Origin of the sequence: Nocardia sp. NPDC051833 (assembly GCF_040681225.1) — a bacterium.
In the GTDB taxonomy this organism is placed as follows: Bacteria; Actinomycetota; Actinomycetes; order Mycobacteriales; family Mycobacteriaceae; genus Nocardia.
Genome location: NZ_JBFAYK010000004.1, coordinates 119416 through 142412, shown reverse-complemented (window position 1 = coordinate 142412; position 22997 = coordinate 119416). Strand labels below are relative to the sequence as shown.

Genomic DNA, 22997 nt, shown 5'->3' with positions numbered 1-22997 from the left:
CCTTCGATTCGGCAACTGCGTCGACCGGAGCTAGCTGGAGGTGTGAGTCGCGAGTGCCCGGTTGAGGATTGTTCTGGCGTCCTCGCCGTAGACGGCCTGGGCGGCGAGTCGATCGAAGCTGCGCGCGGCCAGGGCGACGTCTTCGACACTGGTGGCGGTGACCGCGCCTGTGACGGTCTCGATATCGACCGACACCATGTCGTTGACGACGAAAAGCGTTGCGGGAGTGACGAATGTGGCGGTGATCGGAATGATCCCGATTTCCACGTTGGTTCGGGCAGCGAGGATTTCACGAAGGAACCGGATCTGGGATGCCATCACCAGCGGGCTGCCGACCGTACGCAGCAAGGCGGCCTCGCTGAACAGCAGCCGGAAGCGGTGGTCGGGGGCGTCGAGTAAGGCTTGCCGGTGCAGGCGGGCGGTGACGGTGTCTTCGGTGTCGTCGGGCACCTCGAGGGCGGAGACGCACGCGGAGATGACGGCGCGGGCGTAGGCGGGGTTTGCAGCAGCCCGGGGATCAGGTCTGCGCTGTACCCGCGCTGGTTGGTGGTGGCGTCTTCGAGATCGACCAGGCTGCGTTGCAGGGTCGCCAATCCGTCGTCACAGGTTTCGTAGTAGCTGGTGTAGGACATAGTGATCTAACCCTTCATTAGAGTTTTGATGGTCGACGGGATTGATGGGTGGTCCCGTCCGGGGATCGTGAGTGCGGGTATCCCCCGGAGGTCGCGGCGGGGGCTGCGACCTCCGGGGGAACCTCCCCACCCTCGAGGCCGGTCGGCCTCAGCGCTGGGATCGCTGACGGCCTCGGGTATTCGGGTGGTTTCGGTGTGCTGTGTGGTCAGTAGGGGCTGCGGTTTCGTGGCTTGGCGGCCTCCAATAGTTCGCGCACGCAGGCCAGGACGGTGGTGCCGGAGGGGCGGAACGGTGTGGTCGCGGGGGCTACCCAGGTGCGGGCGATGTGGTGCTCCGGTCCCGGGGATGGCAATGCGATCTCGCCGTCTCGGACTACCGCTACGTGTGCACGCCACAGTTGAGCGACCGCGACCGGGTCACCGATCGGGTCCATGTCGGCCCGGACGAGAAAAGACCACGTTCCGGCGCGAGGGTGGCCGATGATCGGGCACGGTCCCACGTTGCGGCGGCGCAATTCGACCTTGACCCGCTGAGCGAGGTCGGCGGGCATCATGACCGCGCCGGTCGATCCGGCCGACATCATGATCCGCCCCGTTGTCGGGTCCACGAAGGTCGGCAGGCCACAAACCTTGCGGTAGAACAGGCTTCGTGATTGCGGCGAATCCTGTGTGGCTGCTGATGTGTGCGCGTACGTCACGAATTCACTCCCGCGATGAGGTGTGGCCGAGGATCGTGGCGGTGAGCCCGAAAGCGATGGGGCGAGGGTTCCCGACGTTCCGTCCGTGAGGTCACCGGTGCCGGGAGCGGATTCATCCCGGCACCGGGACAGTTGTGAGGCCCATGCGCGGACGGCGGCGGCGACCCGGGCCACCTCCGTCGGCGGAGCACCGATGTAATCGGTTGGGGTGGAACCGAAACCGGGCACGTACCGACCGGGACTGCGCTGCGGCAGTGGCAGCGGCAACAACCGGATCAGTCCGAGGCGCTCCAGACTTGCGAGCACTTGTGGAAGGTCGCTACCGCCGGGTCGGGGTTCGGGAGTCTGCCTGGTGGGGTGGCTCATTCGGGCCTCCTGATAACGCGTCCTGCGGGGATGGGGCTGCGTCTGCTGATTCGTCGCTGGTCCCCCGTGTTGGTTCCGCTTTTCATCGTGGGTGTTCGGTGGCATCGCCAGGAACCGCGTAGTGGAGGGGTACCGTAGGCGTATCGTGTGCATTTCCCAGGTCAGAGGCTGGAGACGTAGGTAGCGGCGATGATTCGAGGGCGTGGCTGGACAGGGTTTGAGGCGGCAGCGCTGCAGGAGGCGATGCGGAAGTCGATCCGGGAGTTCGCCGCGTTGCTCGGCGTCGAAACAACCACCGTCAACAACTGGCGTTCGGGATTGAGCAGGGTGAAACCCCGCTCGGAAAAGCAAGCGATCCTGGACACGGTCTATCTGCGCCACACGACCCCAGAAGATCGGGTGCGGTTCAATGAGATCGTGGCCGAAGGCGAGGACACATGGAGAAGCCGCCATCAGTCGCCCAAACGTGCGACTCCCCCGACACACAAACCGGCTGACGCGCTAGCGCTGGCACATTGGTTGGCGAGCGACGGCACCGGTATCCCCCCGATCAGCCGCAGTGACGATCTGGAGCGAGTGAGCCTGGCGTTGGACCGCGCTCGGCGGTACTTCGATGGCTCCGTTCTGGATTTCTTCCGTTCCCAGCTTGCGCGCTGCAAAGCCGACGACGGTTCGCTCGGCCCCGCGGAGGCCTTGCCGCTGACGCTCGCGGTTGTCGGCGCAATTCGACGGCACAGCAATGACGTTCCGGCCGACCTGCGTCGGCAGTTGCTGGCCATCGGGTCCGACGGCGCGGAGTTCGCGGGCTGGCTGTATCGCGACCTCAACGACCCCGTGACGGCCACATTCCTGTACGACCGCTCGATGGAATGGGCCCAGGCAGCGGGCAGCTTGCCCATGCAGGGATACGTTCTGCTCAAAAGGTCCGAGATGGCATACGACTCACGCGACGCAGGGACGCTGCTCGGACTCGCACGGGCTGCGAAAGAGGGGCCGTGGCAGCTCCCCCGTCGAGTGCAGGCGCAAGCCGTGCAGCAGGAAGCACTAGGGCTCGCAATGACTGGTGAACCAGTCGCAGCGGTCGAGGAATGCATCGGCCTGGCAGAGCAACTCCTCGAGCAGGCCGATGGTGCCGATGACCGTGGGCTAGTCAGCAACTTCGACGAGAGCACGCTGCGGGTGCGCGCTGCGGTGTGCTACACCGAGGCGGGCAAACCGCAGCGGGCGACGGAACTGTTCGGGCAGGTGCTGACGGCTGGAGGGTTGTCCCGGCGCGATGCCGGCTTCTTCAGCGCTCGACAGGCCAAGGCGCTCGCACTCAGCGGTGAACCGGACGAGGCTGCCGCCGTCGCAACCAAGTCGGTCGCCGTAGGGATGGAGACCCGGTCGGAGCGAACGATCAAGGTCGTGGTGGACGTCTTGCGAACGCTGGCCCCGTGGGATCACCGGCCGGGAGTGCGGCAGCTGCGCGAAGCTGTGGAAGCGTCCGGCTAGGTTGTCAGCCAATCCGCGACGATCCGGATCACGTCAGCCTGGTACTCCCGGCTTTTCGGGTTGAGGTATCGCGGATCGTCGTGGACGGCGAATCCATGTTGGGATCCGTCGATTTCGACCAGCTCGACGGGCGCAGTGAACTGGGCGACGGCGGCGCGAGAACCGTCGATCGGGACCAATGTGTCGGCATTGCCGTGCACGATAAGGGTGTCCACCGTGATCTCGCCCAGCACTTCGTTCGGCTTCAGCCAGAAGACTTCGTTGAGCAGTGGCCGACCATGCTTCAGAGTTGGGGTGAACTGAATGGCTCCGGTCGCGTTGAGCTCATAGGCCTTTTCGTCGTTGATGACCTCGTTGGTCCAGTAGTCGCGAGTGTCGATGGTGCGCTTCTTGTAGTCGAGCTGCGGATTCAGCAGCACCAGTCGACTGAGGTCTGCTGGCCGTTTTGCGGCGTAGTACCCGCAGATGCCGCCACCGAAGCTGGCGCCGAGTAGTGCGAGATCATGGGCACCTGTGGCGGCCTTGACGGCGGCCAGGCTGGCGCGGATGTCGTTGAGGATGGTGGAAAGGGTCAGTTCTTCCTGTCGGCCTTCGCTGTCTCCGTGACCGCGAAGGTCGAACCGTAGCGAGGCTATGCCCGCGCTGGCGAGGCCTTCCGCGAGCCTGGTGAAGAACCCTCCTTCCTCGCGGGTGACGCCACCACCGTGCACCATCACGACCGCTTTTCCACTCGGCCGGTCGGCGGTGACGAGTGTGGCGGCAAGGTGCAGGCCGTCGAAGGTGCGAACGCTGGTGATGGTGCTCGTCGAAACCACAGCCTCACTCAACCAGACCGGGCGAAAGCTGTGCTACCAGTCGACCCCGTGGCCGGGGTCATAGTGGCGATGGTTGTTCCCGTCGAGCTCGTTGATGCTGTCGTCTTCCCAGTCGTACTCGACGTAATTGCTGCCGAGTACGAGGTCAACGGCATCATTGATCGCTCGACCGGCGAGGTCGGGTTCTTGGGTGTTCTCGGTCGGGTCGTGGGCGGTGAGGTCAGCGTCGGCTATTTCCAGACGTGCCCAGAGCGCGGCCGCGGGCATCTCGTCGGGCAGGGGGCGGGTCCGGGCGGCCTCGGCGAGTTGGTGTTCTATCTCGATTCCGGCGTCGGCGGCGGCATCGATGTGAGTAGCGACCACGGGCCACGTCGGGTCGGCGCTGATGCGGGGGTCGATGCGGTAGACGGTCGCTGCCCACCGGTGTTGCGGTAAATGCGCGTTGCCGTCGACCTCGCGGATGCGGCGTTGCAACCGTTGTTGATGGACGCGTTCGATCGCGAGGTGTCGGGCGGGTCCGGTCGGGCGGTGGTCGGTCTCGGGCACGTGCAACCCGGCACGCCAGATGGCGAGGTCGGCGAGCAGCTCAGGGTCTCGCCCGAGTAGCGGTCGCGCCCACTTGGGCGCGCTGTGCGGGGTGTCCAGGCGCGCGGTGTCGCTGACCTGTCGGGCGAGTTCGGCCACAATCCGTTCTCGCGCTTGCACGGGTGCGAGGGTGCCGGGATCGGCGGCGTCGGTCGTGGCGATGGGAAGTCCGGGTGTCCAGGCCAGCGGGCCGGGTCCAGCGGAGTGGTTGCCGGTGGTGTCCAATCGCCAGTCCAGGACGGCGGCGGGGTCGGTGACGGTGTCGAGTTCGTGGGAGGCGATGGCGGTGCGCAGTTCGGCGATCGGGTCGGCTCCGCTGAGGGCGATCATTGCCAGGTGCTGGCGTAGGACCGGGTAGGCGTCGCTGTCGGTGAGTCCTGGAACGAGGAGTTCGGCTGTTCGGTCGATGGTGTCGAGTCGTGTTGTGCCAATGGCGTGTTCGGCGGTCATGCCTAGTGTGTCGAGGTAGATGTCGACGGCGTGGCCGATGCGGCGTGCGGGGTCGAGGGCGTCGCGGAGTTCGGTGTGGGCGGATTTGCGGGTGCCGTCGCGGTCGAGGATGTGGGTCAGGTGTTCGACGGCGGTGCGGGGGTAGTGGGCGGCGACGGTGTAGATGTCGCCTTCGGCGCCGTCGAGTGCGGTGGCGATGTAGGCGTGGTTGGTGTGGCGTCCGCGCGTCATCGCGACGTAGAACTGTTGGCGTGACTCGCGCCCGGACAGGGCGACGTGGCAGGAATCCGCGGTGATGCCTTGCGCGGAGTCGATGGTGGTGGCGTAGCCCAGGTGTAGGTGTTCACGCACGTACTCACCCGGCAAGCGCACAACGGCTGCCGTGTCGCGCCCGTGTACGCGCCGCTCGACGGTCACCGATTCGTCGGTATGAACCTGGCGGATGGTCCAGGTGTAGCCGTTGCGGACCCAATCGTGGTCTCCCAGTCGGAGTCGGCGATCGTTACGGCGGGTGCCTACGGTGTCGCCGGCTGACGCCACCAACCCGTCACCGAGGAACACATGCGCGTCGGCTGCGATGACCGTGGAAGAGTCGCTGTGGGCGATCCGGTGGGCGCGGGCGCGCACGTTCAGTTCGGTCACGATGTCGTTGGTGGGTGCGAGCATGACCGCGTCGGAGCCGTTGGCGGTGTCGGCGGCCCATGCTCGGTAGGTGTCGTCGTAGACACTGCCGAGGTGTCCGGCGTGGATTCGGCCGTTGTCGAGGTACCAGGCGAGTGCGGTCGGATCGCCGTCGCGGAGGCCTTTGGAGGCGAGCGCTTCTCCTCGTTGGGTGAATCGCACGACCTCGGACAGGGTCGGTGTCTGTTGTGGTGAGGCGTCGGCCATGTCGGCGTCGACTCCACCGGCGTCGATCGCTGGGAGCTGTTGATCGTCGCCGATGCATCGCACGGTCGCACCTCGCCCGGTCAGAAACCGAAGCAACTGTAGGCGTTTGGCGGTCGGGAGGGTGACGTGTTCGTCGACGATGACGAGTGTCGTGTCGTCGATATCGAGTACCCACTGCGGCAGGACCGGCGGGTGTTCGATGGTCGCGGTGTCGCTGTGGTGACGGTCGATGACGTGCAGAAGTTTGTCCACGGTTTCGGCGCGGGTGCCGATCGACTCACCCAGCACGGACGCGGCGGCGGCCGTGGGTGCCATGCCCAGCACGGTCCCTCCGGCGGATTCCCATGCGGTGGTGAGGACTTCCATGGCGGTGGTCTTTCCGGTTCCGGCCGCCGCGTTGGCGGTGTGTACGCGCAGTCCGGCGCTGGAGAAGGACTCGATGACGCGGATCTGGCCGGGGTTCAGTGGACGATCGGGGTGCGCGGTGTCGTATTCCGCGACCGCGAGCGCGACGTGTCCGGGGTCGAGGATGCGTCCGCCGGGTTCGACCGAGAGGGCGATGAGTTCGGCTTCGTCGGCGAGTGTGGATTCGGTGGTGTAGATCTGGGAGTTCGCGCGGGTGTGCATCGGGGTACCATCACGGCGGCGTAGCCAGGTCGGGACCGCCCTCAGGTCTGGTTGCTCGGCCAGATCGGGGTCGCCGCGTGCGATCGCCGAAGTCGGTGAGAGTGCTTGTTCGACAACCTCCTCGGCCACGCGTGACCAGTCGTCGGGGGCCACGTTGCCGCGGAGTTGGCGTTCGACTTCGGCGCGGAGGTTGAACTCGCGCCAGGTCGCGCGGCGCTCGGAGACCGCCGCCAGCGCTCGGTCGGCGACGTGGGTGATGAACGCACGATCCGGTACCGGACGCGGCGTGTGTGGAGCGGCCAGGACGCGGGGAATGATGGCGTCGACGGCGTCGGGGCCGCCCAGTAGCGCTTCGGCTTCGGCCCGCCAGGTGGCGTGTTGCTCGGCGCGGCAAAGCGGAGCATGTTTCTTGGGGCGGGTTTCCAAGGTGGCGCGTTGGGCCAGATTGTGCACCTGGCCTGGTCCGGGTTCGTGCCCGAATTCGGCCTGCCATTGGGCGGTGAGGGTGTCGAGTCGGTCGGTGATCGCGGCTGCGCGCCGGGACCAGTGGTGGATCAATTCCAGGGGGACGCCGACGATTTCGCGGACTCGGACTTGGTCGGGGGTGCGGTCGGGGCGGGTTTCGAACCGGATTCCCAATGCGATTTCCAGGTGGTGCTCGACGCGGGTGTCGAAGATTTCCGACATCGTGACGCCGCCTTCGTGAAGAACTTTGCCGTCGATGGTGCGCCACTTGCCGTCAGGGGTCCGGACGCGGTTACTCACCAGGACGTGGAGGTGCAGGTCGGGATCACCGGCGCGGGAGTCGCGGTGCAAGAACGTGGCGGCGATGATGCCTTCCACATCGACTTGCCGGACACCGTTGCGTCCCAGTCGGGTGAACAGTGCGTTGTCCTCGGCGAAGGTCAATGAGTCGATGGCAGCTCTGCGGACGGCGGTCTCGATGATCGCCTGCATCTCGGGTGTGCCGATCGCCCACAACACCGCGATGCTCTTGACCGCGCTGAAGGTGAAGTCGTAGCCGGCGACCGCGGTGCGTTCCGGGCGTGAGTTCTTGGCGACCCATCCGGACAGTTCGCGCGCGTCCAGGGGCGTGCGTTTGTACTCGGTGGTAAACATGGCAGTCGCGACCTCGGTGCGGATGCGGGCGCGGGTCTCGTCGGAGATGTGGGCGGTGACGCAGACTCCCACGCTGGAGTTGTAGTCGCGGTATGCCTGGGACTTGGCTTTTCGGTACTCGGACACCGAGGTGTAGATCGCATATCTGTTGCCGAGCCGGGTCGCATTCGCTGCTCTCCTGGCGGCTTCGGCGGGCCGGACTCCGAGGCCGAGGTACCGGGCTTCGGTGCGCTCGCGGACCGCCTCGGCGTTCGGGTGTAGCCCTTCCCCGAACAGATTCCGCATCTGGGCCTCGGTGACCTCCGAGCCTTCGTCGATTCCGAGCGCGGACAGTCCGGTGCCGTACCAGGTTCCGGGAGCCTCGCCGTGCTCGTCGTAGTACTGCGACAGGGAAGCGCGTCCGCGCTCGGTGTCGTTGGCGGCGGTTTTCCGCATGTAGTACTGGTAGCCGCCACCTGCGGCGACTTTGTGCATTGTCGCGACCATGCCTCTATGAAGCACCCGCGAATTCGACTGCCGCAAGGGGCAATTGAGATGCCCGGATCGCTCAGGACAACTTTGGACAACTCTGGACAACTATCTACACCGGCCGTAATCGAATTGTGTCCGGCCTGCGGCCCTGAGAACCCCGAAGAACCCTGAGATGCAAGATGTCTGATCGTTTTTCGAGGGGGCGGAGAGTGGATTTTGGATGGGGAGGTGGCGTGAGAGTGGTGGTGGTGTTTGGGCTGCGTGGGGCGGTGCAGCGGGGTGTTGGGCGGGTGGTGTGATGCACGTCTTCGATTGATGCCGGGGCGAAGCGGAATTGCGGTCGGAGCCGATCCAGGTGCGGCGGCCGATGATCGGCGACGGCAATTCAGCAGTGCGCGTGCGTATTACCGGCCAGCGACGTCGGCGACCTCGGAGGGTTGGTGGCGCGAGCGGTCGAGTTCAGGTCTACTGGATTGTGGAAGAGCCGTTGATCGGGCAGAAAGGATGTCCGATGTTCGTTCATGCTCTTCTCGATCCCGGCTCGGCCGTGAGGAACGGCGACCGCGGCGGAATCCGTCGAGTGGTCCGGAGTCGGCGATGACCGAGTCTCCGCACGACATCGCGCGACGGCTGCTCGAACAGCTCGGCGTGCAGGCCGAAGACCTTGTATCCAGATCGAATCCCGGACCGGTCCCGACATTCGACGAGTACATCGCCCGCATCATCCCGACAGTCCGAGCGGGAACGTTGCGGACCTACCGGCCGTATTGGCAACGACTGCGCGAGGACTGGGGTTCGCGGCCCATCGACGACCCGACGACGCTGGAGATGCAGGCATTGGTCGAGGAGACCCGCGCGCGAGCGGTGTACCGCCGCAACTCCCGCGACGGTCGGTCAGCTGCCGAACACATGGTCGGTGCACTGCGATACCTGTACCGCTACGCTGCCAGCGACGGCTATGTCCAAACGGTCAACGCGGCCACGGAGCTGGCGAAGCCGCGCCGGCTTCCGAGCCCACGCGGCGCTATCACGGCCGATCGCCTCGGCGCGATCATCGAGGCGGTGACCACAACCGGTGATGACACCGAACTGGACGCGCTGCTGCTGCGCCTGCACCTCGAGACCGCGTGCCGCACCGGTAGCGCGCTTGCGCTGCGGCCCTCGGACCTGGATGCAGGGCAGCGGCTGGTGAAGCTACGCGGGAAAGGCGGCACGGTTCATTGGCAGCCGGTCTCGTCGACATTGCTGGCGATGCTCACCGCCCAGTGCGATCGGGGCGCCGCGCCGGGTGAGCAGTTGTTGCGCTACCGGCACGGCCGCCCGATCTCCCGCCGTCGGTATGACCACCTGTGGATGCGAGCGGGGCGTGAGCTGCCGTGGGTGGCGACACAGCAGATCAGTACGCATTGGCTGCGGCACACGGTGTTGACCTGGGTGGAACGGAACTTCGGCTTCGCTGTCGCTCGGGCGTATGCCGCGCATGCAATCCAGTACACCCCCGGTGGGGCAACGTTGACCTATGTTCGGGCCAGCGTCCACGAAGTCGCGGGTGCGCTGTCGGCGCTCACCGGCGAGGTTCATCCGCTGGCCGAGGGCCAGTCGACAACCCCGCCGGTGCTGCCGCCTCTACCGCTTCCGGACCGGCCCCGCGCTCGACGCCGCTGAGCACAGCCGTCGCTCAGGACGAGACCGTCACCCCGGTTCGGATCTGCTCGGCGAGGTGCGTGACGCGACGCGGGTAGTGATCTCGTCGCGGACCAGGCGCATACGTTCGCAGTTCCTGACCGTGCCGATCAGCGCCGAAACCCGCGGCCCGATCATCCAGGAGAACCGCGTGGCGGTCTGCGTGCAGCACCCCGGCGAGTCCGACTCCGCCACGCCGGACAAGCCGACCTCGCACTGGCCCGAGGGTGGCCCCGCCCAGCCGCGCCCGTCGGCCGTGGCCGCGTGGAAGAAGAACGGAGGCCGCATCGGGTGCTGATCCCTTGGGGTCTAGCTCGGATCAAATACGCCTGAGCTACACCCCGAGACGAACTCTGGTTGGGCGCCGAGGTGGTGCAGTAGGCATAGGTCGAATAGGCGCAGGCGGTGGACACTGTCGGGGGCTGCCGTGCACCTACCACCAGCTCTATCTAGCTCGCGCTGTCGGTGTCTTGGGAATTCCACACCGACCGGTACAGGCGCAATTCATCCTCGGTGAGCTCGAGATCGCCGTGTATTGCACTCATTGTGGTGTCCCACTCGCGGTAACCGTCGGTACGCGGCGTGAGCAGGACGCCGATTGAGATCAGCTCGTAGGTGCTGAGTCGCTCGCATCGCTCGTGATGACGAAGCTCCAGCCAGGCCCTGAATCTGGCGCGTGTTTCCTCGGTCAGTTCGGAACAAACTGCGAAACCGAGTTGAGCCTCGTCGGGCATGCCTGCGAAGATCCGAGATCTCCAGCTAATCGCGCCGTCAGCAACGGCTCGGGCGGCTGCCAGCTCATCGCGCAGAAGCTGGCCTAGTTCCGTGCGGTGGCCGACCGGCAGACTATCGATCGAGGCGAGGACGTCTTGTAGAACGTCGATGCGGTCCGCGTCGGATGCGCTGGTGGCGATGTCCTCCAGCATGATGCGCACCATGCCGTGCGCTTCGTCGTCGTCGCTGCCCGCAGGGGCTGTCGGCAGCAATGGGAGCGACTTCCGTACGCCCGGTCCGACCAGCTGTGGATCGACGCTGGTCGGTGCCGCGTCTCGATCTGCCCGCGCGAATTCGTAGTACCTTTCGGGCTCGGTTCCGAGGATCTCAGCCGACTCACCTACACGATGCAGGTAGCTGACCACCGCGGAGGTCGAACGAAGCTGGTCGAATAGAAACTCCCAGTCGCGCCGCAGCAACACGATCACGGGAACCGTGCAGTCGACGCCAGGCACGGGATGATCTGACGGCGGAGCCGGGTGTTCGATAACGACGACACCGACCCAGTCGATGACAGGACCGTCGATTCGAACGGTACGTCCGCGACCGTTCTTCATCTGGGTCTCTTCACGCAACAGCCGCCGGGCGGTGCCCTTGACTTGGCCAGCGGCTTCCCGAATCTTCTTGTCGATCCATGACTTTTCTCGCTCACGCGAACCCGGCTCGGTCTCGCGGGCTTTGGACTGGACGATGACCCCGCGTTTGCCTACGACGAGCAGGCCGTCACTGATTTCGCGGACGCCCTTCCCTTTGCGTTCCACGCTGGGCACCGTCACGAAGTCGGGTAGTCCCCAGGTGGCTGCGGCATCGCGTATGGCTGCTTCGGCGGCGATTCCGATCTGTGGATGGTCACGAACCGGTGAAACCCGCGGAATGACGCGCTCGAAAGTTCCATCGCCCGTGTCGACTATAAGGACCAGGCCATCGGTTTCGTTGGCGACCCGTCCCACACCGAAGTCTGATTCCGCGACCGATGTCAGCTCTTCGGCACTCCACTGTCGAGGTGACTGTGTTGCGTCGTACCAGCTTGCTAGTGTTCGCGCGATTGATCCAAGCAGGACTTGTCGGGGGCGTTGGACCTCGTCGGACAGATGCGCAAAGTAGGCGCAGACATACTTGACGACGTCGAAGACCTCGTTGAGCCGCTGGTGAAAGGTGTCGTCGCGGTCGGCAGGTGAGAATCCCTCTGGCAGGCACAGGTCGATGATCGTTCGGGACCGGGCCGCCACGCTGTCGACCGAGTCGTAGTTCTCGAGCCGGAAGGTAGCGACTACGCGCTCATCGACCAATTCGCCAGGTTCGGAAACAGTGAAATCGGCGACCATCACCAGGTTTTGGGTCCGGAGTTCAGGCGAAACCGGCGTAACCCAGGCGCCGAGTTGAGAACCCGCTTCCAAGAGGTGGTCCCATTCCAGAAGCTGACGCAGCGCTATGCGAAACCTGCCGACTATCGCGTGTTCGGATGGCCCGAGAAAAGGTTGGCAATCACGTACCAGCTGGACCTGACGCATGGGAACGCCGTCGAGGCAGGACTCGGCCAGCAACGCCTCCAGTCCTTCGGCCGAGTCGGCAATGGGAAAATACCGGGCCTGCTGTGGGTTTCGAGGACGATGTAGGACGCTGAACTGTTCGACCGACTCGGCCACCAGCGAATCCAGACATCCCCAAAGCTCGTCGACGCACTGGCGGAACAGCGCGGTCAGCCGCATTCGGCTATCAGTCGGCCAGTCCGCATAGATGACGATTCGCCCGGTGTGGTCGGGGTCGATCACGACCTCGTCGTCGAAGAACCGCCCATCGAGGAGCGACTTCCAGAGTGCGGCCATCTCCGAATCCCGCGCTCGCGCCGACTCGAGATGTTTGCATGCCCGCGGGTAGAACCGCCTGATCACAGCAGCAACGCTAGCAACCACCACCGACAAGCGTCGTGCTGGGCTTGCACCCTGCGACTGGCTGCTGCCAGGCGACTCTGCCAGGGCGTATCCGATTGGATGGGTAATAACGTCAGACCGCCCCATGAGACGTTCGACCGCCGATCCGGGGCAACGATAAGTTGCGCAGGCCCGCGTGTGGCCGGTCCGCGTTTCGGACGGGCCTGGGGACGGTCTGCGCCGTGTCGATCGCGTGACTTGCGTCCGCCTAAGAGCTCGCTGATGCGGCGGCCTCTGCGTGCCAGGCTCCGTCCACCGTCGGTGCGGTGCTTCCGCTCAAGCGTTCGGAAAACGACCGTTTACCGAACAGTCCCGGGCTGCTCTGCCACTGGGCTGTTGGTCGACGGTGCGGCGGTCGGGTCCTGGTCAGGTTGCCCGGTTGCTGTGGCCTGCCGCCGTAACAGTGTGGTGGGTCGCGGGGATCGATGATGATGTGATCGTCGGGTGTGTAATCCCGGCAACCGGTTCCGGGTGGGAGGTAGGCATGGCGTCGTGGGTGAAGGTGGCCGCGCCCGCGGTCGCGGGTGCGGTGGTGAGCACCGGATTGGCGGTGGTGGTGAATCTGGCCACCGGTGGCGGACCGTGGTGGCTATGGGTCGTGGTCGCGGTATTGACCATGGTGGGGTGCGGCACGTCGTTGTGGCTGTACCAACGCCAATCGACGCCGGACAGCGCGCCTTCGGTGACCGCGTCCGGTGTGGGAGCGGTGGCCGCACACGGCATGGTCGGCAACGTCGATACCACCGGTGCCGCGACCTCGCCCGGAACACCGTCGCCGTCGGCCGGGCAGGCGCCGCCGGTAGCACCCGTGCCGGGTTCGGTGACCGCGTCGGGTGCGGGGTCGGTCGCGATCAGCGGCACCGCGGGTGACATCTCCAGCGGTCAGCGTGGCGGGCAGCCCTCGGCGTGAAGTGGTGGTTCGGGTCGAAAGGTAAGGCGGTCGCTTCGCCGCCGCCCACGCCTCCACCGCCTGTGGTGCCGGTGACCGCGTCGGGTGAGGGCGCGGCGGCGGTCAACGCCGCGGGTGGTCGAGTCGGCGGTATCCAGACCGGTGCCGGTTCGGTGATGATGACTTTCGCACCGGAAGCTTCGCGGCCAGCGCGGTCGATGCGGGAGTTGGTGCGGGTCTACGGGAGCGAGGACCTGCCCACGATCGCCGACCTCGACCCGTATCGGCTGGGGTCGACGAGTTCGGTGTTCGGCCGTTCGGGCGAGTACGGGATGCGTGACGGCTACCTTCCCCGAACTGCCCACGACGTCGACACCCGTCTGGCCCACGCTCTGACCGGTGTGCGCCTGGTGGTCGTGGTCGGGCCTTCGAAAGCTGGTAAGACCCGCACTCTGTTCGAGGCCGTCCGCGCGCACGATCCCGGGGCGCGGGTGGTGTGGCCGGTCCGTGACGGGGTCGGTGAGCTCGCCGCCCATCCACGGATCGCCACCAGCACCGACCCGCTGGTGGTGTGGTTCGACGATCTGCACGAATACCTGACCGGCGCAATCGGGCTGACACCGTCCGTGCTGGCCCGGTTCGCGGCGCGGCCGGGGCCGACGGTGGTGGTGGCGACGTTGCGTTCGGAGATGCGCGCCCAGTTACGCGGTGGTGGTGAGCTGGGGCAGGACACCCGGATGCTGCTCGAGCAGGCTGTGACCATCGATCTGGCCTCCACGAGCGCCGACGCTGACGAACGTGCGGCCGCCGACCGTGCGTATCCCGGTTATGGCGGAGATCGGTACGGGCTGGGCGAGGGATTGGCCGGGGCGCCGGAACTGCTGGCTCGCTATGACGATGCTCGCGCCGGCGACCCCGCGCTGTACACAGTGATCGCGGTCGCGGTGGACTGGGCCCGCATCGGACGCACCGAACCGATCCCCGCCCCCGTCCTCATCGACCTCGCTTTACGCGAACTCCGCACGACCCATGCCCATCTCGACACCACCACCGCCGATCTGCGTGCCGCGATCAAGACAGCACGCACACCACCCCCCGGCGCCGGCCGCACCGCCGCGCTGCACGCCAGCTTCCTTGACGACGACACCCGTGGCTATCGGGCCTTCGATTACCTCACCGCCGCCGACGACGGACAAGACCACCGAACACCACGTCCCATCCCCGAAACCTACTGGCACGACGCCACCCACGACTGCGACATCAACACCTTGCTCGTCGTCGGTATCGCTGCATACCGCCGCGACAACACACCCGCCGCGACAATACTGTTCCGTAAACCCGCTGAGGCCGGGATCAGCGGCGCGATGCTCATGCTCGGGGTCCTGCTTCAACAGCGTGGTGATCTGGTTGAGGCCGAAACCTGGTCTCGCAAGGCAATCGAGGCTGGTGATAACACCGCGATGCTCATGCTCGGGGTCCTGCTTCAACAGCGTGGTGATCTGGTTGAGGCCGAAACCTGGTTCCGCAAGGCCATCGAAGCTGGGATCAGCGGCGCGATGAACCATCTCGGAATTCTGTTTCAACGGCGTGGTGATCTGGTCGAGGCCGAAACCTGGTTCCGCAAGGGCGCCGAGGCCGGTGAAGACACCGCGATGCTCATGCTCGGGTCCCTGCTTCAACGGCGTGGTGATCTGGTCGAGGCCGAAATCTGGTTCCGCAAGGCCGCCGAGGCCGGTAATAACACCGCGATGTTCATGCTCGGGGTCCTGCTTCAACAGCGTGGTGATCTGGTCGAGGCCGAAACCTGGTCTCGCAAGGCAATCGAGGCTGGTGATAACACCGCGATGCTCATGCTCGGGGTCCTGTTTCAACAGCGTGGTGATCTGGTTGAGGCCGAAATCTGGTTCCGCAAGGCCATCGAAGCTGGGGACAGCGGCGCGATGCTCATGCTCGGGGCCGTGCTTCTTCAACACCATGGTGATCTGGTCGAGGCCGAAATCTGGTTCCGCAAGGCCGCCGAGGCCGGTGAAAGCACCGCGATGCTCGTGCTCGGGGTCCTGTTTCAACAGCGTGGTGATCTGGTCGAGGCCGAAATCTGGTTCCGCAAGGCCGCCGAGGCCGGGGACAGCGACGCGATGAACAAACTCGACATCCTGCTCGCTGATCGCGACAGAGAGTGATGGCCCGACCATCTTCTGTTCGGAAATCGAACGTTTACCGAACACCCCCGCCGCGGCCGGGCATCGTCGACGGACTCGCAGGGGCAGGTGTTCGGAAACCCGTTCGGATACAGGTAGGCTCATGCCCGGTTCTCGAACACGTTTCCTGAACGGGCGGAGGGGTTTTCATGGCGTTGGTGGTTCGGTTCGGGTCAGCACGAGCAAACAGGAGACCGCGCGCCAGCACGACGACCTCGACCCGATCTGCGTGAAGGTGTTCGAGGAGAAGGTCAGCGGCACCATCAAGGTCGCCGACCGGCCTGGCCTTCGAGCCGCCCTCGACTACCTGCGCCCCGGCGACCTGCTGACCGTGCAGGAGGCCGACCGGCTCGGCCGCAACCTGCTCGAGGGGCTGATCGTGCTCAACGATCTGTTCCAGCAGGGGATCCAGGTGAAGGTGCTGCACGGGATCGCGGCCGGGGAGCACACCGAACGCAGCCTGATCCTGGACCTGGACCTGGCGCTTGCGCTGGCCGAGGACCGGCGCCGCGACATCGCCCGCAAGACCCGCAACGGCCTGGACGCCGCAGCTCGCCGCGGACGAAAGGGTGGACGGCCGCGGGTGGTCGATGCTGACAAGCGCCGCGCGATCCTGGCCCGTCATGCCGAAGGTCAGTCTTTGCGTGAGATCTCCCGTGGCGTCGGGGTCAGCCTGGCTGTGGTGCACGGCGAAGTTAAGGCCTCGTAGGAGCCTGCGGCGTCGGCCGAGCCAGCGTGAGCGGCCTTCGATCTCGTTTGTCGGTGGCCCGGTGTACAGTCGGGGCAACTGCGAAGGTCGCGGGTTCGAGTCCCGTCACCTCCACACAGGGGGGTGTAGCTCAGTTGGTAGAGCATCGCTGTGACCTCAGGGCCCAGCTGCCCGGTCAGAAAGGCCCCGCCCGATCGGCGGGGCCTTTCGCGTAGCTCTTCTATCCGCGTGAGACTGCTATGCGTCCCAGAATCGAGGTGCCCACTCGGTGATGGTCGGGCGCAGCCGAGCCGGAAGGTGGTCGTTCTGCCACTGCTCGCCAGGAACCAGCATCTGGGCCTCGAACAACGAGACCGCGGTTTCTGTCATCAGTACTGCGGTCATGAGCAGATCAGCGACCAACCCGTACAGCTCTTCTTGTGTGTCGATGACATTCAGCGTCCAGCTGTAGCCATGGGTGAAGCTCGAACCGGCCGAGTACCAGGCCTTCATCAGAAGCCCAAAGGGCTTGTCGTCGAGTAGCTCGCGAGCGTGCTTTGGTGGATTGGCGTCGATCCATGCAGCACCAGCAACCGTCATCGCCGTGAAGCCGGGCACCTTGACTGTGCCGCTAGCCTCTTTTGCCTTCGCGATCGCCGTCTTCAATTTGGCTGCCGAGGCTTCAAATGTCGCCACATCGCGGCCGCTAGCCACGCTCGCTTCGTGGTCCTGCCCGGCCCACTTCAGCATCTCCCCCAGCTCGCTAGACGCCTCAGCCGCACACCGCTGTCGGCGAACCTCCCTGTCGGGATCACCGAGCAGCCATATCGTGCGCGCAGCGGATTCCATTGCAGACCTGCACATCACCAGCACCGAAGACGGCCAGGATCTCGACATCGCTGGCGGAGGGACCGCGCCGTTGAACCAATCAGAAACGAGCACCTCGGCGGCTGCCAGGTGCTCAGACGCTGCCGAGGTCGGGAACCTGGCATACCGAGCTACCGGTTTAGCCGTCCCGATCTCCTGCAGGAAACCGTCATCGTCGAGCTGCAGCGAGCTTCCTTGAGGGGGCTCTGTCAACGTCACCGCCCACTGACGGAACTCGGCGGCGCGCGTGGCACGTTCTACGATCCGCGTTTGGGCAGGTTGCCTGAAGAGGGCCGCGAAGGCTGCCTCCATCTCCGGTGTACTCACTTGACCGATAGTGCCTTCCCGCATCCGATGGCCCGCGCGGCGGCCGAGCGCCGCGCGGGAGTTCTTGCTCAACCGCGCGCGGAGCGCAGCTCTTCTCGTATGCGCCTGTGTGCCAGCGGCGCTCACCCTCCCAGACATAGCTCGATTCTGGCCGAATCCATGCCCGGCCGCCCAGATGTCCGCGTGAAGCGGCACCACTGTCACCGCGTTCGCTGTAGGGGAGCGGATCGTTCACGACACATCGCGGAGACGGGACAGCACTCGGCATGGCTCTGCCTCACACCATCGTGCAGCCTCGGGATGATGATCGTCGTGGTACCTCCGCTGTGCGTCGATCAGCGCTTCCAGATCACCGCGCAGCCTGTTCCGTTCAGACAGCACCTGATGCCATTGCTGATCGACGTCGTCGATCATCTCGATCACCTCCGCAAGTCCTGTCGCCCTGGAGGGGCGATAGTTCCGGCCACCCTTGTTCTGGGGGCAGCTGGCGTTCGTTGACGCCATACACCAATGCTGACCTGCGGATTTGGGTGGTATTCAACAGAAGTCGAACTGATGCGGTGGGCGAATGCGCGGGAGTTGAAGCCAGTCGAAGCGTGGTCAATGGCAGTCAAAGAGAGGCATACGTAGTCTTATCTGGTCGATGAGGAGGAGCCGACCATGCCGCGACGGATGTCCAAGCCAACCAGTGTGCCCACGGACAGCCAGCGCCTGATCGACATGCTGTGGTGGTTCCACATGGCCGCCGGCGACCCGTCGATGAGGGACATCGCCGATGCCATCGAAGCGTTGGATGAGGACCAGTGGAAGGGCACGGCCAACCACGAGACGGTCCGCCGCACCATGGGCGCGATAACTCTCCCGCAGTGGGAGACCGTGGAAGTGATCTTCCTAGCGCTGTGCGAGCTCGCCAACGTGGACCCGGACGACGTCGAATCCGACGAAGACGAAAACCCTGGCTTCAACGGATGGGAACCGCCTCGATCTCATCGCGAGGAGCTTCACCGGCACTACCGGTTGGCCAGGTATGGGACGGTGGTCCCGCTGCCGCGGACCCGAGATGTGAAGGCCCGGTTGGAAGCCGAGGCGGAAGCGGAACGGCGGGCACGGGAAGCTGGGCGGGCGGCCGCAGACCCTGACCCCTGGGGAACCGCGCCTGTGCCTGCCCCCTCCGACGAGCCGCTGTTCTAACCACCCCAACGGGAGATCGGCGACGTGACGTCGCGGCCGGTCTAAGACCGGATCGGTTCCCCACCGCTCGACGGGCCCATTCCTTCAGCACCACCCTCCAGTGTCACTGGGGGATGGTGTGATTCGTAGATGGCTTTCCCTGATACCGACAGTTCGAGCCCGGGTGTTCTGACAGCGAAGCAGGCAGCGGCGCTCGCGGATGCCTACGAGAAGGGACAGCGGGCATGGATCGCGTCCATGCGCGAGAGCCAATCGGTCGCGCGGCTCTTCGATCGCGTCACTCCCATGCTCTGGAAGCACGACTACGGCGTCGAGTACAAGAACATGCTCGCCAGCTCACTCGGCCCGAACGGGCTCGAGGCCGTGGACCAGGCAATGATCATCATCCTCGGAATTGAATGCCTCAAGGTGTGGCAGCGGACTCGCGTCGTCTACCGAGTGCACCCGGAACTGGCGGTCAGCCTCGCCGATACCGACCCCAACTCCTCCATCCCGTGCGAGGTGTTCACCCGGCTACCCCATCCGGACCCCTTCGTCGCCTTCCCAACGCCGATCCCCGCGCCTCACGGCGCGAGCTCCGGAAAGCTGGCCGAACCAGCGGTCTACGTGGGCATGCTGGTGACGGGGCTGAGCCGCAGTCTCACGATGTGCTCGACGACCGATCCCGACCTGTGCCTGCTGAACGTCGCGCTGGTCGGCCGCTTCCGCTACACCGGCCAGAGCGAGCCAGAGTTCCGGGAGTACAGCGTCCGGATTCCGTGCCTCGGCGACCGCTACACCGTCGACGAGATGATCGACACCGCCGGCCGTTTCATAGCCACCACCGACCCCGAAGCACGCGAGAACGGCGCGCAGCGAAACGCCTTCCGCCTCGCGGTCAGCATGCTGCTCTACCTGTGCAGCGGCCAATCCGACATCGGCGCCCGCACCACCGTCGCGGCCGAAAAGAAGAAGCGTCGCCAAGGATCGAAACCCAGCACTGTGATCGACGTGGGGTTCGACATCGCCCCCAAGCTCCACGCGGCCGGCCAGGCAGCCGCGGCAACCGCGAACAGCGGCACTGGATCCCACGTTCGCGCTCATATCCGCAAAGCGCACTGGCACACCTACTGGACCGGCCCAAAAGACAAGCAGGTGGCAGACGTGCGGTGGATGCACCCGATCCTGGTCAATGCCGCCGATCGCGACCCGGCCCGGGCGGTGGTGATCGGCGTCGACCTGCCGTCGAGGTCGTGATCGCCGTGGGAGCTGTCGGCCCGCCGGTGCACCATCGCGGTATGAGCGCGCACGATGCCGTCAACACCGCGAACCTCGATTCAGCCCGCCGGGCGGGATGGCCGGAGCTCACCGGCACCCCCGCACAGATCGGCTGGGCGGCCACCATCCGGGCAGCGAGAATGCGCGAGTTCAACGGCGCCGAATCCCCCGTATCCGAGACGACCGACGCGGCGCGGGCCGCGCTTCGCGGCGTGCTGCTCGAGGTCACCAACGCCAGCGACTGGATCGACACGCAATCCCATGCCTATTGGCACCTGGTTCTCCTGGTTACCAAGCGATCCACCGAAGAGATTGCCGTGCTCGGCGCGCTGTAGCCGACCCGGCGTCAGCCATCCTGGTCGTGAGCTGCCAGCTCTGCCTACGCCGGGCCACCAGCTCACGCGCGGAGGGTCAGGCCGCGGTCGGGCTGTCGTCGTCGAGGTCGGTGGATGCGCTGGTCACCTGGCGCAGAGTCAGGTCGACCGTTTCCAGCTCGGGGATCGAGGTCTCCTCACCCTGCAGCTCACCAACTCGCCCCACGCGCTCGCGTCGCTGATCGGCGTGCCGGGCCTGTCGAGCGCCGCCGCGCGATCGATCCTGGAAGGCCAGTTCGACCCGAGCGTATTGCTCAACCCGCGGACCCTGCACGTAGCCTTCGGCGACCTGTCCTCGGACTGGTGCTTCTCCCCGCCGGAGTGGCGTGGAACCCAACTGTGGACGACGTGCGCCGACAACGGGTTCATGGCGCTGCAACTGGACAACGACGTCTACTCCCCACCCGCGGACCAGAACTCCACGATCGGGCAGGGTTGAGCATGCATCGCCTACTCCGCCACAGTGTTCACGGCATCGTCGCGGTCTCGATGCTGGCGCTGCTCGCCGCCGGTGCCACACTGCGCCCCCTGATCGTCGACGACGCGGGACCGTCCGGAATCACGCTCTCGGACCTCGAGATCGGATTCGCCCAGGACATGAACCAGCACCACCATCAGCAAGCATTGGTCCTCGTCCAGCGACTCGACTCCGGTGTCGACCCGGTCGTGCGGCGCCTGGCGGCAGATCGACTCCGCCCAGCGCATCGAGATCGGGACCATGCTCGGATGGCTCCAACTCGTCGGTGCCGCACCGACCAACACCGAGCCGATGGCATGGATGCACTCCGGCACCGACTCCCCCGCCGCCCATGGCCCCACCTCCACCGTGGGGGACGGATGATGCCCAGATGCCGGGCATGGCGAGCTGGCCGAACTCGCCGAGGCCCGCGGGCGCGACGCCGAAGTGCTGTTCCTGCAGTTGATGGTGCGTCACCACCAAGGCGGTGTCACCATGGCCGGGGCCCTGGACCAGCAACTGGCCTCGGGCCCGGTCAAGGAAACCGCCCGGGGCATGATCCAGGAACAACGCCAGGAGATCGGCACCATGTCGATGCTGCTCGACACCCTCGGCGCGACACCGCTGCCCTACCCCTAGCCGGAGAGACACCGGCACCGAGCAGACCCCGGAATCCGATCGCCGATAGCGCCACCACCTCAGCGCTCTCGGCGATCGATCCGGCGCCTGCGAGTTTCGGATCAGTCAGAAGTCCTCCGGATTGCCGGGAACCTCGACCCTAGAACACCGCGTCTTCTCAGCTCAGCGCGATATCCGCCTCGATTACTAGTCGGCCAGAGCAGATTCGCAGGTCGCCCGCGTTCCCTTCTTCGATGTGCCCGCCGAGGGTGCAGTACCGAAGCAGCAGCTCGTATATGATTGGTGCGCACCAGCTTCGCGATATGTATTCGATCGCTCTCGATCACACATTTCCGAAGCTTTGATCCGAAATCTGTATGCGAGTCCCCTCTCGCGCACAGATCGGTGGCATACGTGCCACTTTCGGGGCTCCAGCGTGTTCGAGTGCACTCGCACACGGAGGAGAACGACCTTGCACGTCACCGACCTGCGGGAACACAAATCACAGGTGGCAGATCTGCCACTTTCCGCCCTGCTCGACACTCCCGGCAGCGGGGGTGGTGAGTGCCGGTGATCGAGCCGATCATCCCGCCCCAGACACCCCTTCAGGAACGCATCCATGGCCCCTTGCCGGTGCTGGCCATCCCCCGCACCGCCGACCCTGACATCGTCTACGGCATCTCGATTGTCGGCGATGCGGGACGCGTCACCGACCGCACGATCCTCTCAGTACTCGACTGGCCACCCGGCTGACGGTGTCGCGCCCGGAGGATCGCCTGATCCTCGTGCGCGCCACGACCGACGGACCCGTCCTGGTGACACGTGCCGGGTTCTTCCGGGTCCCGGTCCGCAAGCGCCGCCGCTGCGGGCTGCTCCAGAGCGAACTCCACACCTGACACCAGCTCGTGCTGCGCTTCGCAGTAGATCGAAATGGCCACCGGAGTGAGGAAGTCCAGCGCGGCTGGTTCATCCCCGGATTCCGCAGCGGTAAAGCGTGTCCTGGTCCGGCATCCCCTTGGGCACCTTCGCCGAGCAGGTCGGACCTTGCGGCGCCTGAATTACGTCGAAGGCCACTGCCTGGCCGACCTCGATCGGGCGGAGGTCCGACGAATTCGATGGCGGAGAAGTGCACAGGCCGAAGAATCCCGCCGAACGCCGACCAATCAGCTGTGCAGCGAACACCACCATCTCGCGAGGTCGAGCGCTTCCAAGTCCGTGAGGTCGCGGTGAATCTCACCGCTGGACAGCTTCACGGCGAACAGATCGAACTCGACAGGACCCTCGCCCTCATCCACTGTCGCCAGCTCGACCCCGGCCGGATCCGGCTCGATGAGAGCGAACCGGTTGTCGATCGTCAGGTTCATCCGCTGCACTGCGCGGACAACCCGAACCACCTGAGCTCGATCTTGTTCTGCCACCAGCGCGACGCTAGTCCGCCTGGGGCTCCCGCCTGGAAACTTCGACCGTTTCGTACTCACACGATCAACAATCAGGCACTGTGAGGCAACAACTCTCGAGAAGGACGCGCTCGGGCCCCGAAACAGCGAGACTCCCGGCGAGACTGCGGTTTTCACCGCAGCAGCACCGGGAGTCCGCGA

At 65.6% G+C, this 22997-nt stretch carries 21 protein-coding genes and 2 pseudogenes; 13 read left to right on the top strand and 10 right to left on the bottom strand.

The features are described from left to right. Nucleotides 1-30 precede the first annotated feature (30 nt). Both AB0L91_RS29020 and AB0L91_RS29015 read right to left on the bottom strand, forming a co-directional pair. Nucleotides 31-594 (bottom strand): Scr1 family TA system antitoxin-like transcriptional regulator, encoded by a 564-nt coding sequence (locus AB0L91_RS29020; RefSeq protein ID WP_365015965.1) that lies wholly within the window; start codon nt 592-594, stop codon nt 31-33. Between the two features lie 244 nt (nt 595-838). Next, nucleotides 839-1330: a DNA-directed RNA polymerase subunit beta gene (locus tag AB0L91_RS29015; RefSeq protein WP_365015536.1), complete on the bottom strand. Its 492-nt coding sequence runs from the start codon at nt 1328-1330 to the stop codon at nt 839-841. A 609-nt stretch (nt 1331-1939) separates the two neighbouring features. Here AB0L91_RS29015 and AB0L91_RS29010 point away from each other — a divergent pair. Continuing rightward, nucleotides 1940-3190: a hypothetical protein gene (locus tag AB0L91_RS29010; protein ID WP_365015535.1), complete on the top strand. Its 1251-nt coding sequence runs from the start codon at nt 1940-1942 to the stop codon at nt 3188-3190. On the opposite strand, the gene AB0L91_RS29005 is transcribed toward AB0L91_RS29010, so the two are convergent. Continuing rightward, on the bottom strand, nt 3187-4005 hold the full coding sequence (locus tag AB0L91_RS29005; RefSeq protein WP_365015533.1) for an alpha/beta fold hydrolase: 819 nt from the start codon (nt 4003-4005) through the stop codon (nt 3187-3189). The two genes, AB0L91_RS29010 and AB0L91_RS29005, sit on opposite strands and share 4 nt — an antisense overlap. Before the next feature lie 33 nt (nt 4006-4038). Continuing rightward, nucleotides 4039-8148 carry a MobF family relaxase gene (gene mobF / locus AB0L91_RS29000; RefSeq protein ID WP_365015531.1) on the bottom strand — a complete coding sequence of 1370 codons (4110 nt, stop codon included), beginning with the start codon at nt 8146-8148 and terminating at the stop codon, nt 4039-4041. 594 nt (nt 8149-8742) lie between these two features. On the opposite strand from mobF, the gene AB0L91_RS28995 reads away from it, so the two are divergent. Together AB0L91_RS28995 and AB0L91_RS28990 are read left to right on the top strand one after the other, a co-directional pair. Next, nucleotides 8743-9810: a tyrosine-type recombinase/integrase gene (locus AB0L91_RS28995; RefSeq protein ID WP_365015529.1), complete on the top strand. Its 1068-nt coding sequence runs from the start codon at nt 8743-8745 to the stop codon at nt 9808-9810. 109 nt (nt 9811-9919) lie between these two features. Then, nucleotides 9920-10126 (top strand): annotated as a pseudogene (locus tag AB0L91_RS28990) (hypothetical protein); the annotation flags it as partial. 151 nt (nt 10127-10277) lie between these two features. On the opposite strand, the gene AB0L91_RS28985 reads toward AB0L91_RS28990, so the two are convergent. Further along, the gene (locus tag AB0L91_RS28985; RefSeq protein WP_365015528.1) at nt 10278-12428 is read right to left on the bottom strand and encodes a hypothetical protein; all 2151 of its coding nucleotides are present in this window, start codon (nt 12426-12428) and stop codon (nt 10278-10280) included. 589 nt (nt 12429-13017) lie between these two features. Between AB0L91_RS28985 and AB0L91_RS28980 the strand changes: the two genes are divergently transcribed. From AB0L91_RS28980 to AB0L91_RS28970, 3 genes are all read left to right on the top strand, one after another. After that, on the top strand, nt 13018-13443 hold the full coding sequence (locus AB0L91_RS28980) for a hypothetical protein (RefSeq protein WP_365015526.1): 426 nt from the start codon (nt 13018-13020) through the stop codon (nt 13441-13443). Nucleotides 13444-13514: 71 nt separating this feature from the next. Continuing rightward, nucleotides 13515-15602 (top strand): tetratricopeptide repeat protein, encoded by a 2088-nt coding sequence (locus AB0L91_RS28975; protein WP_365015525.1) that lies wholly within the window; start codon nt 13515-13517, stop codon nt 15600-15602. A 121-nt stretch (nt 15603-15723) separates the two neighbouring features. Continuing rightward, on the top strand, nt 15724-16329 hold the full coding sequence (locus tag AB0L91_RS28970; RefSeq protein WP_365015524.1) for a recombinase family protein: 606 nt from the start codon (nt 15724-15726) through the stop codon (nt 16327-16329). Between the two features lie 237 nt (nt 16330-16566). Here AB0L91_RS28970 and AB0L91_RS28965 read toward each other — a convergent pair whose 3' ends face one another. Further along, on the bottom strand, nt 16567-17502 hold the full coding sequence (locus AB0L91_RS28965; RefSeq protein WP_365015522.1) for a hypothetical protein: 936 nt from the start codon (nt 17500-17502) through the stop codon (nt 16567-16569). A gap of 231 nt (nt 17503-17733) precedes the next feature. After that, entirely contained in the window at nt 17734-17916 is a 183-nt protein-coding gene (locus AB0L91_RS28960) for a hypothetical protein (RefSeq protein WP_365015520.1), read from the bottom strand. 258 nt (nt 17917-18174) lie between these two features. Here AB0L91_RS28960 and AB0L91_RS28955 point away from each other — a divergent pair, with 258 nt between their 5' ends. The 3 genes from AB0L91_RS28955 to AB0L91_RS28945 all read left to right on the top strand — a co-directional run bounded on the left by AB0L91_RS28955 (nt 18175) and on the right by AB0L91_RS28945 (nt 20285). Further along, a complete protein-coding gene (locus tag AB0L91_RS28955; RefSeq protein ID WP_365015518.1) occupies nt 18175-18693 on the top strand; it encodes a hypothetical protein in 519 nt (172 codons plus the stop codon). Between the two features lie 129 nt (nt 18694-18822). Further along, the gene (locus tag AB0L91_RS28950; protein WP_365015516.1) at nt 18823-19929 is read left to right on the top strand and encodes a hypothetical protein; all 1107 of its coding nucleotides are present in this window, start codon (nt 18823-18825) and stop codon (nt 19927-19929) included. Nucleotides 19930-19970: 41 nt separating this feature from the next. After that, nucleotides 19971-20285 (top strand): hypothetical protein, encoded by a 315-nt coding sequence (locus AB0L91_RS28945; RefSeq protein ID WP_365015514.1) that lies wholly within the window; start codon nt 19971-19973, stop codon nt 20283-20285. 76 nt (nt 20286-20361) lie between these two features. Here AB0L91_RS28945 and AB0L91_RS28940 read toward each other — a convergent pair whose 3' ends face one another. After that, the gene (locus tag AB0L91_RS28940) at nt 20362-20490 is read right to left on the bottom strand and encodes a hypothetical protein (protein ID WP_365015974.1); all 129 of its coding nucleotides are present in this window, start codon (nt 20488-20490) and stop codon (nt 20362-20364) included. Between AB0L91_RS28940 and AB0L91_RS28935 the strand changes: the two are divergent. Beyond that, a pseudogene (locus tag AB0L91_RS28935) lies at nt 20467-20763 on the top strand (hypothetical protein); the annotation flags it as partial. The gene AB0L91_RS28940 and the pseudogene AB0L91_RS28935 sit on opposite strands and share 24 nt — an antisense overlap. A gap of 11 nt (nt 20764-20774) precedes the next feature. Here AB0L91_RS28935 and AB0L91_RS28930 read toward each other — a convergent pair. Next, nucleotides 20775-21044 carry a hypothetical protein gene (locus tag AB0L91_RS28930; RefSeq protein WP_365015512.1) on the bottom strand — a complete coding sequence of 90 codons (270 nt, stop codon included), beginning with the start codon at nt 21042-21044 and terminating at the stop codon, nt 20775-20777. Between the two features lie 184 nt (nt 21045-21228). Here AB0L91_RS28930 and AB0L91_RS28925 point away from each other — a divergent pair, with 184 nt between their 5' ends. From AB0L91_RS28925 to AB0L91_RS28915, 3 genes are all read left to right on the top strand, one after another. Next, a complete protein-coding gene (locus AB0L91_RS28925; RefSeq protein WP_357158154.1) occupies nt 21229-21420 on the top strand; it encodes a DUF305 domain-containing protein in 192 nt (63 codons plus the stop codon). Nucleotides 21421-21969: 549 nt separating this feature from the next. Continuing rightward, a complete protein-coding gene (locus AB0L91_RS28920; protein ID WP_365015511.1) occupies nt 21970-22152 on the top strand; it encodes a hypothetical protein in 183 nt (60 codons plus the stop codon). Nucleotides 22153-22154: 2 nt separating this feature from the next. Continuing rightward, a complete protein-coding gene (locus tag AB0L91_RS28915) occupies nt 22155-22295 on the top strand; it encodes a hypothetical protein (RefSeq protein WP_365015509.1) in 141 nt (46 codons plus the stop codon). 267 nt (nt 22296-22562) lie between these two features. Here AB0L91_RS28915 and AB0L91_RS28910 read toward each other — a convergent pair whose 3' ends face one another. Further along, nucleotides 22563-22817 (bottom strand): hypothetical protein, encoded by a 255-nt coding sequence (locus tag AB0L91_RS28910; RefSeq protein ID WP_365015507.1) that lies wholly within the window; start codon nt 22815-22817, stop codon nt 22563-22565. Nucleotides 22818-22997: the final 180 nt, after the last annotated feature.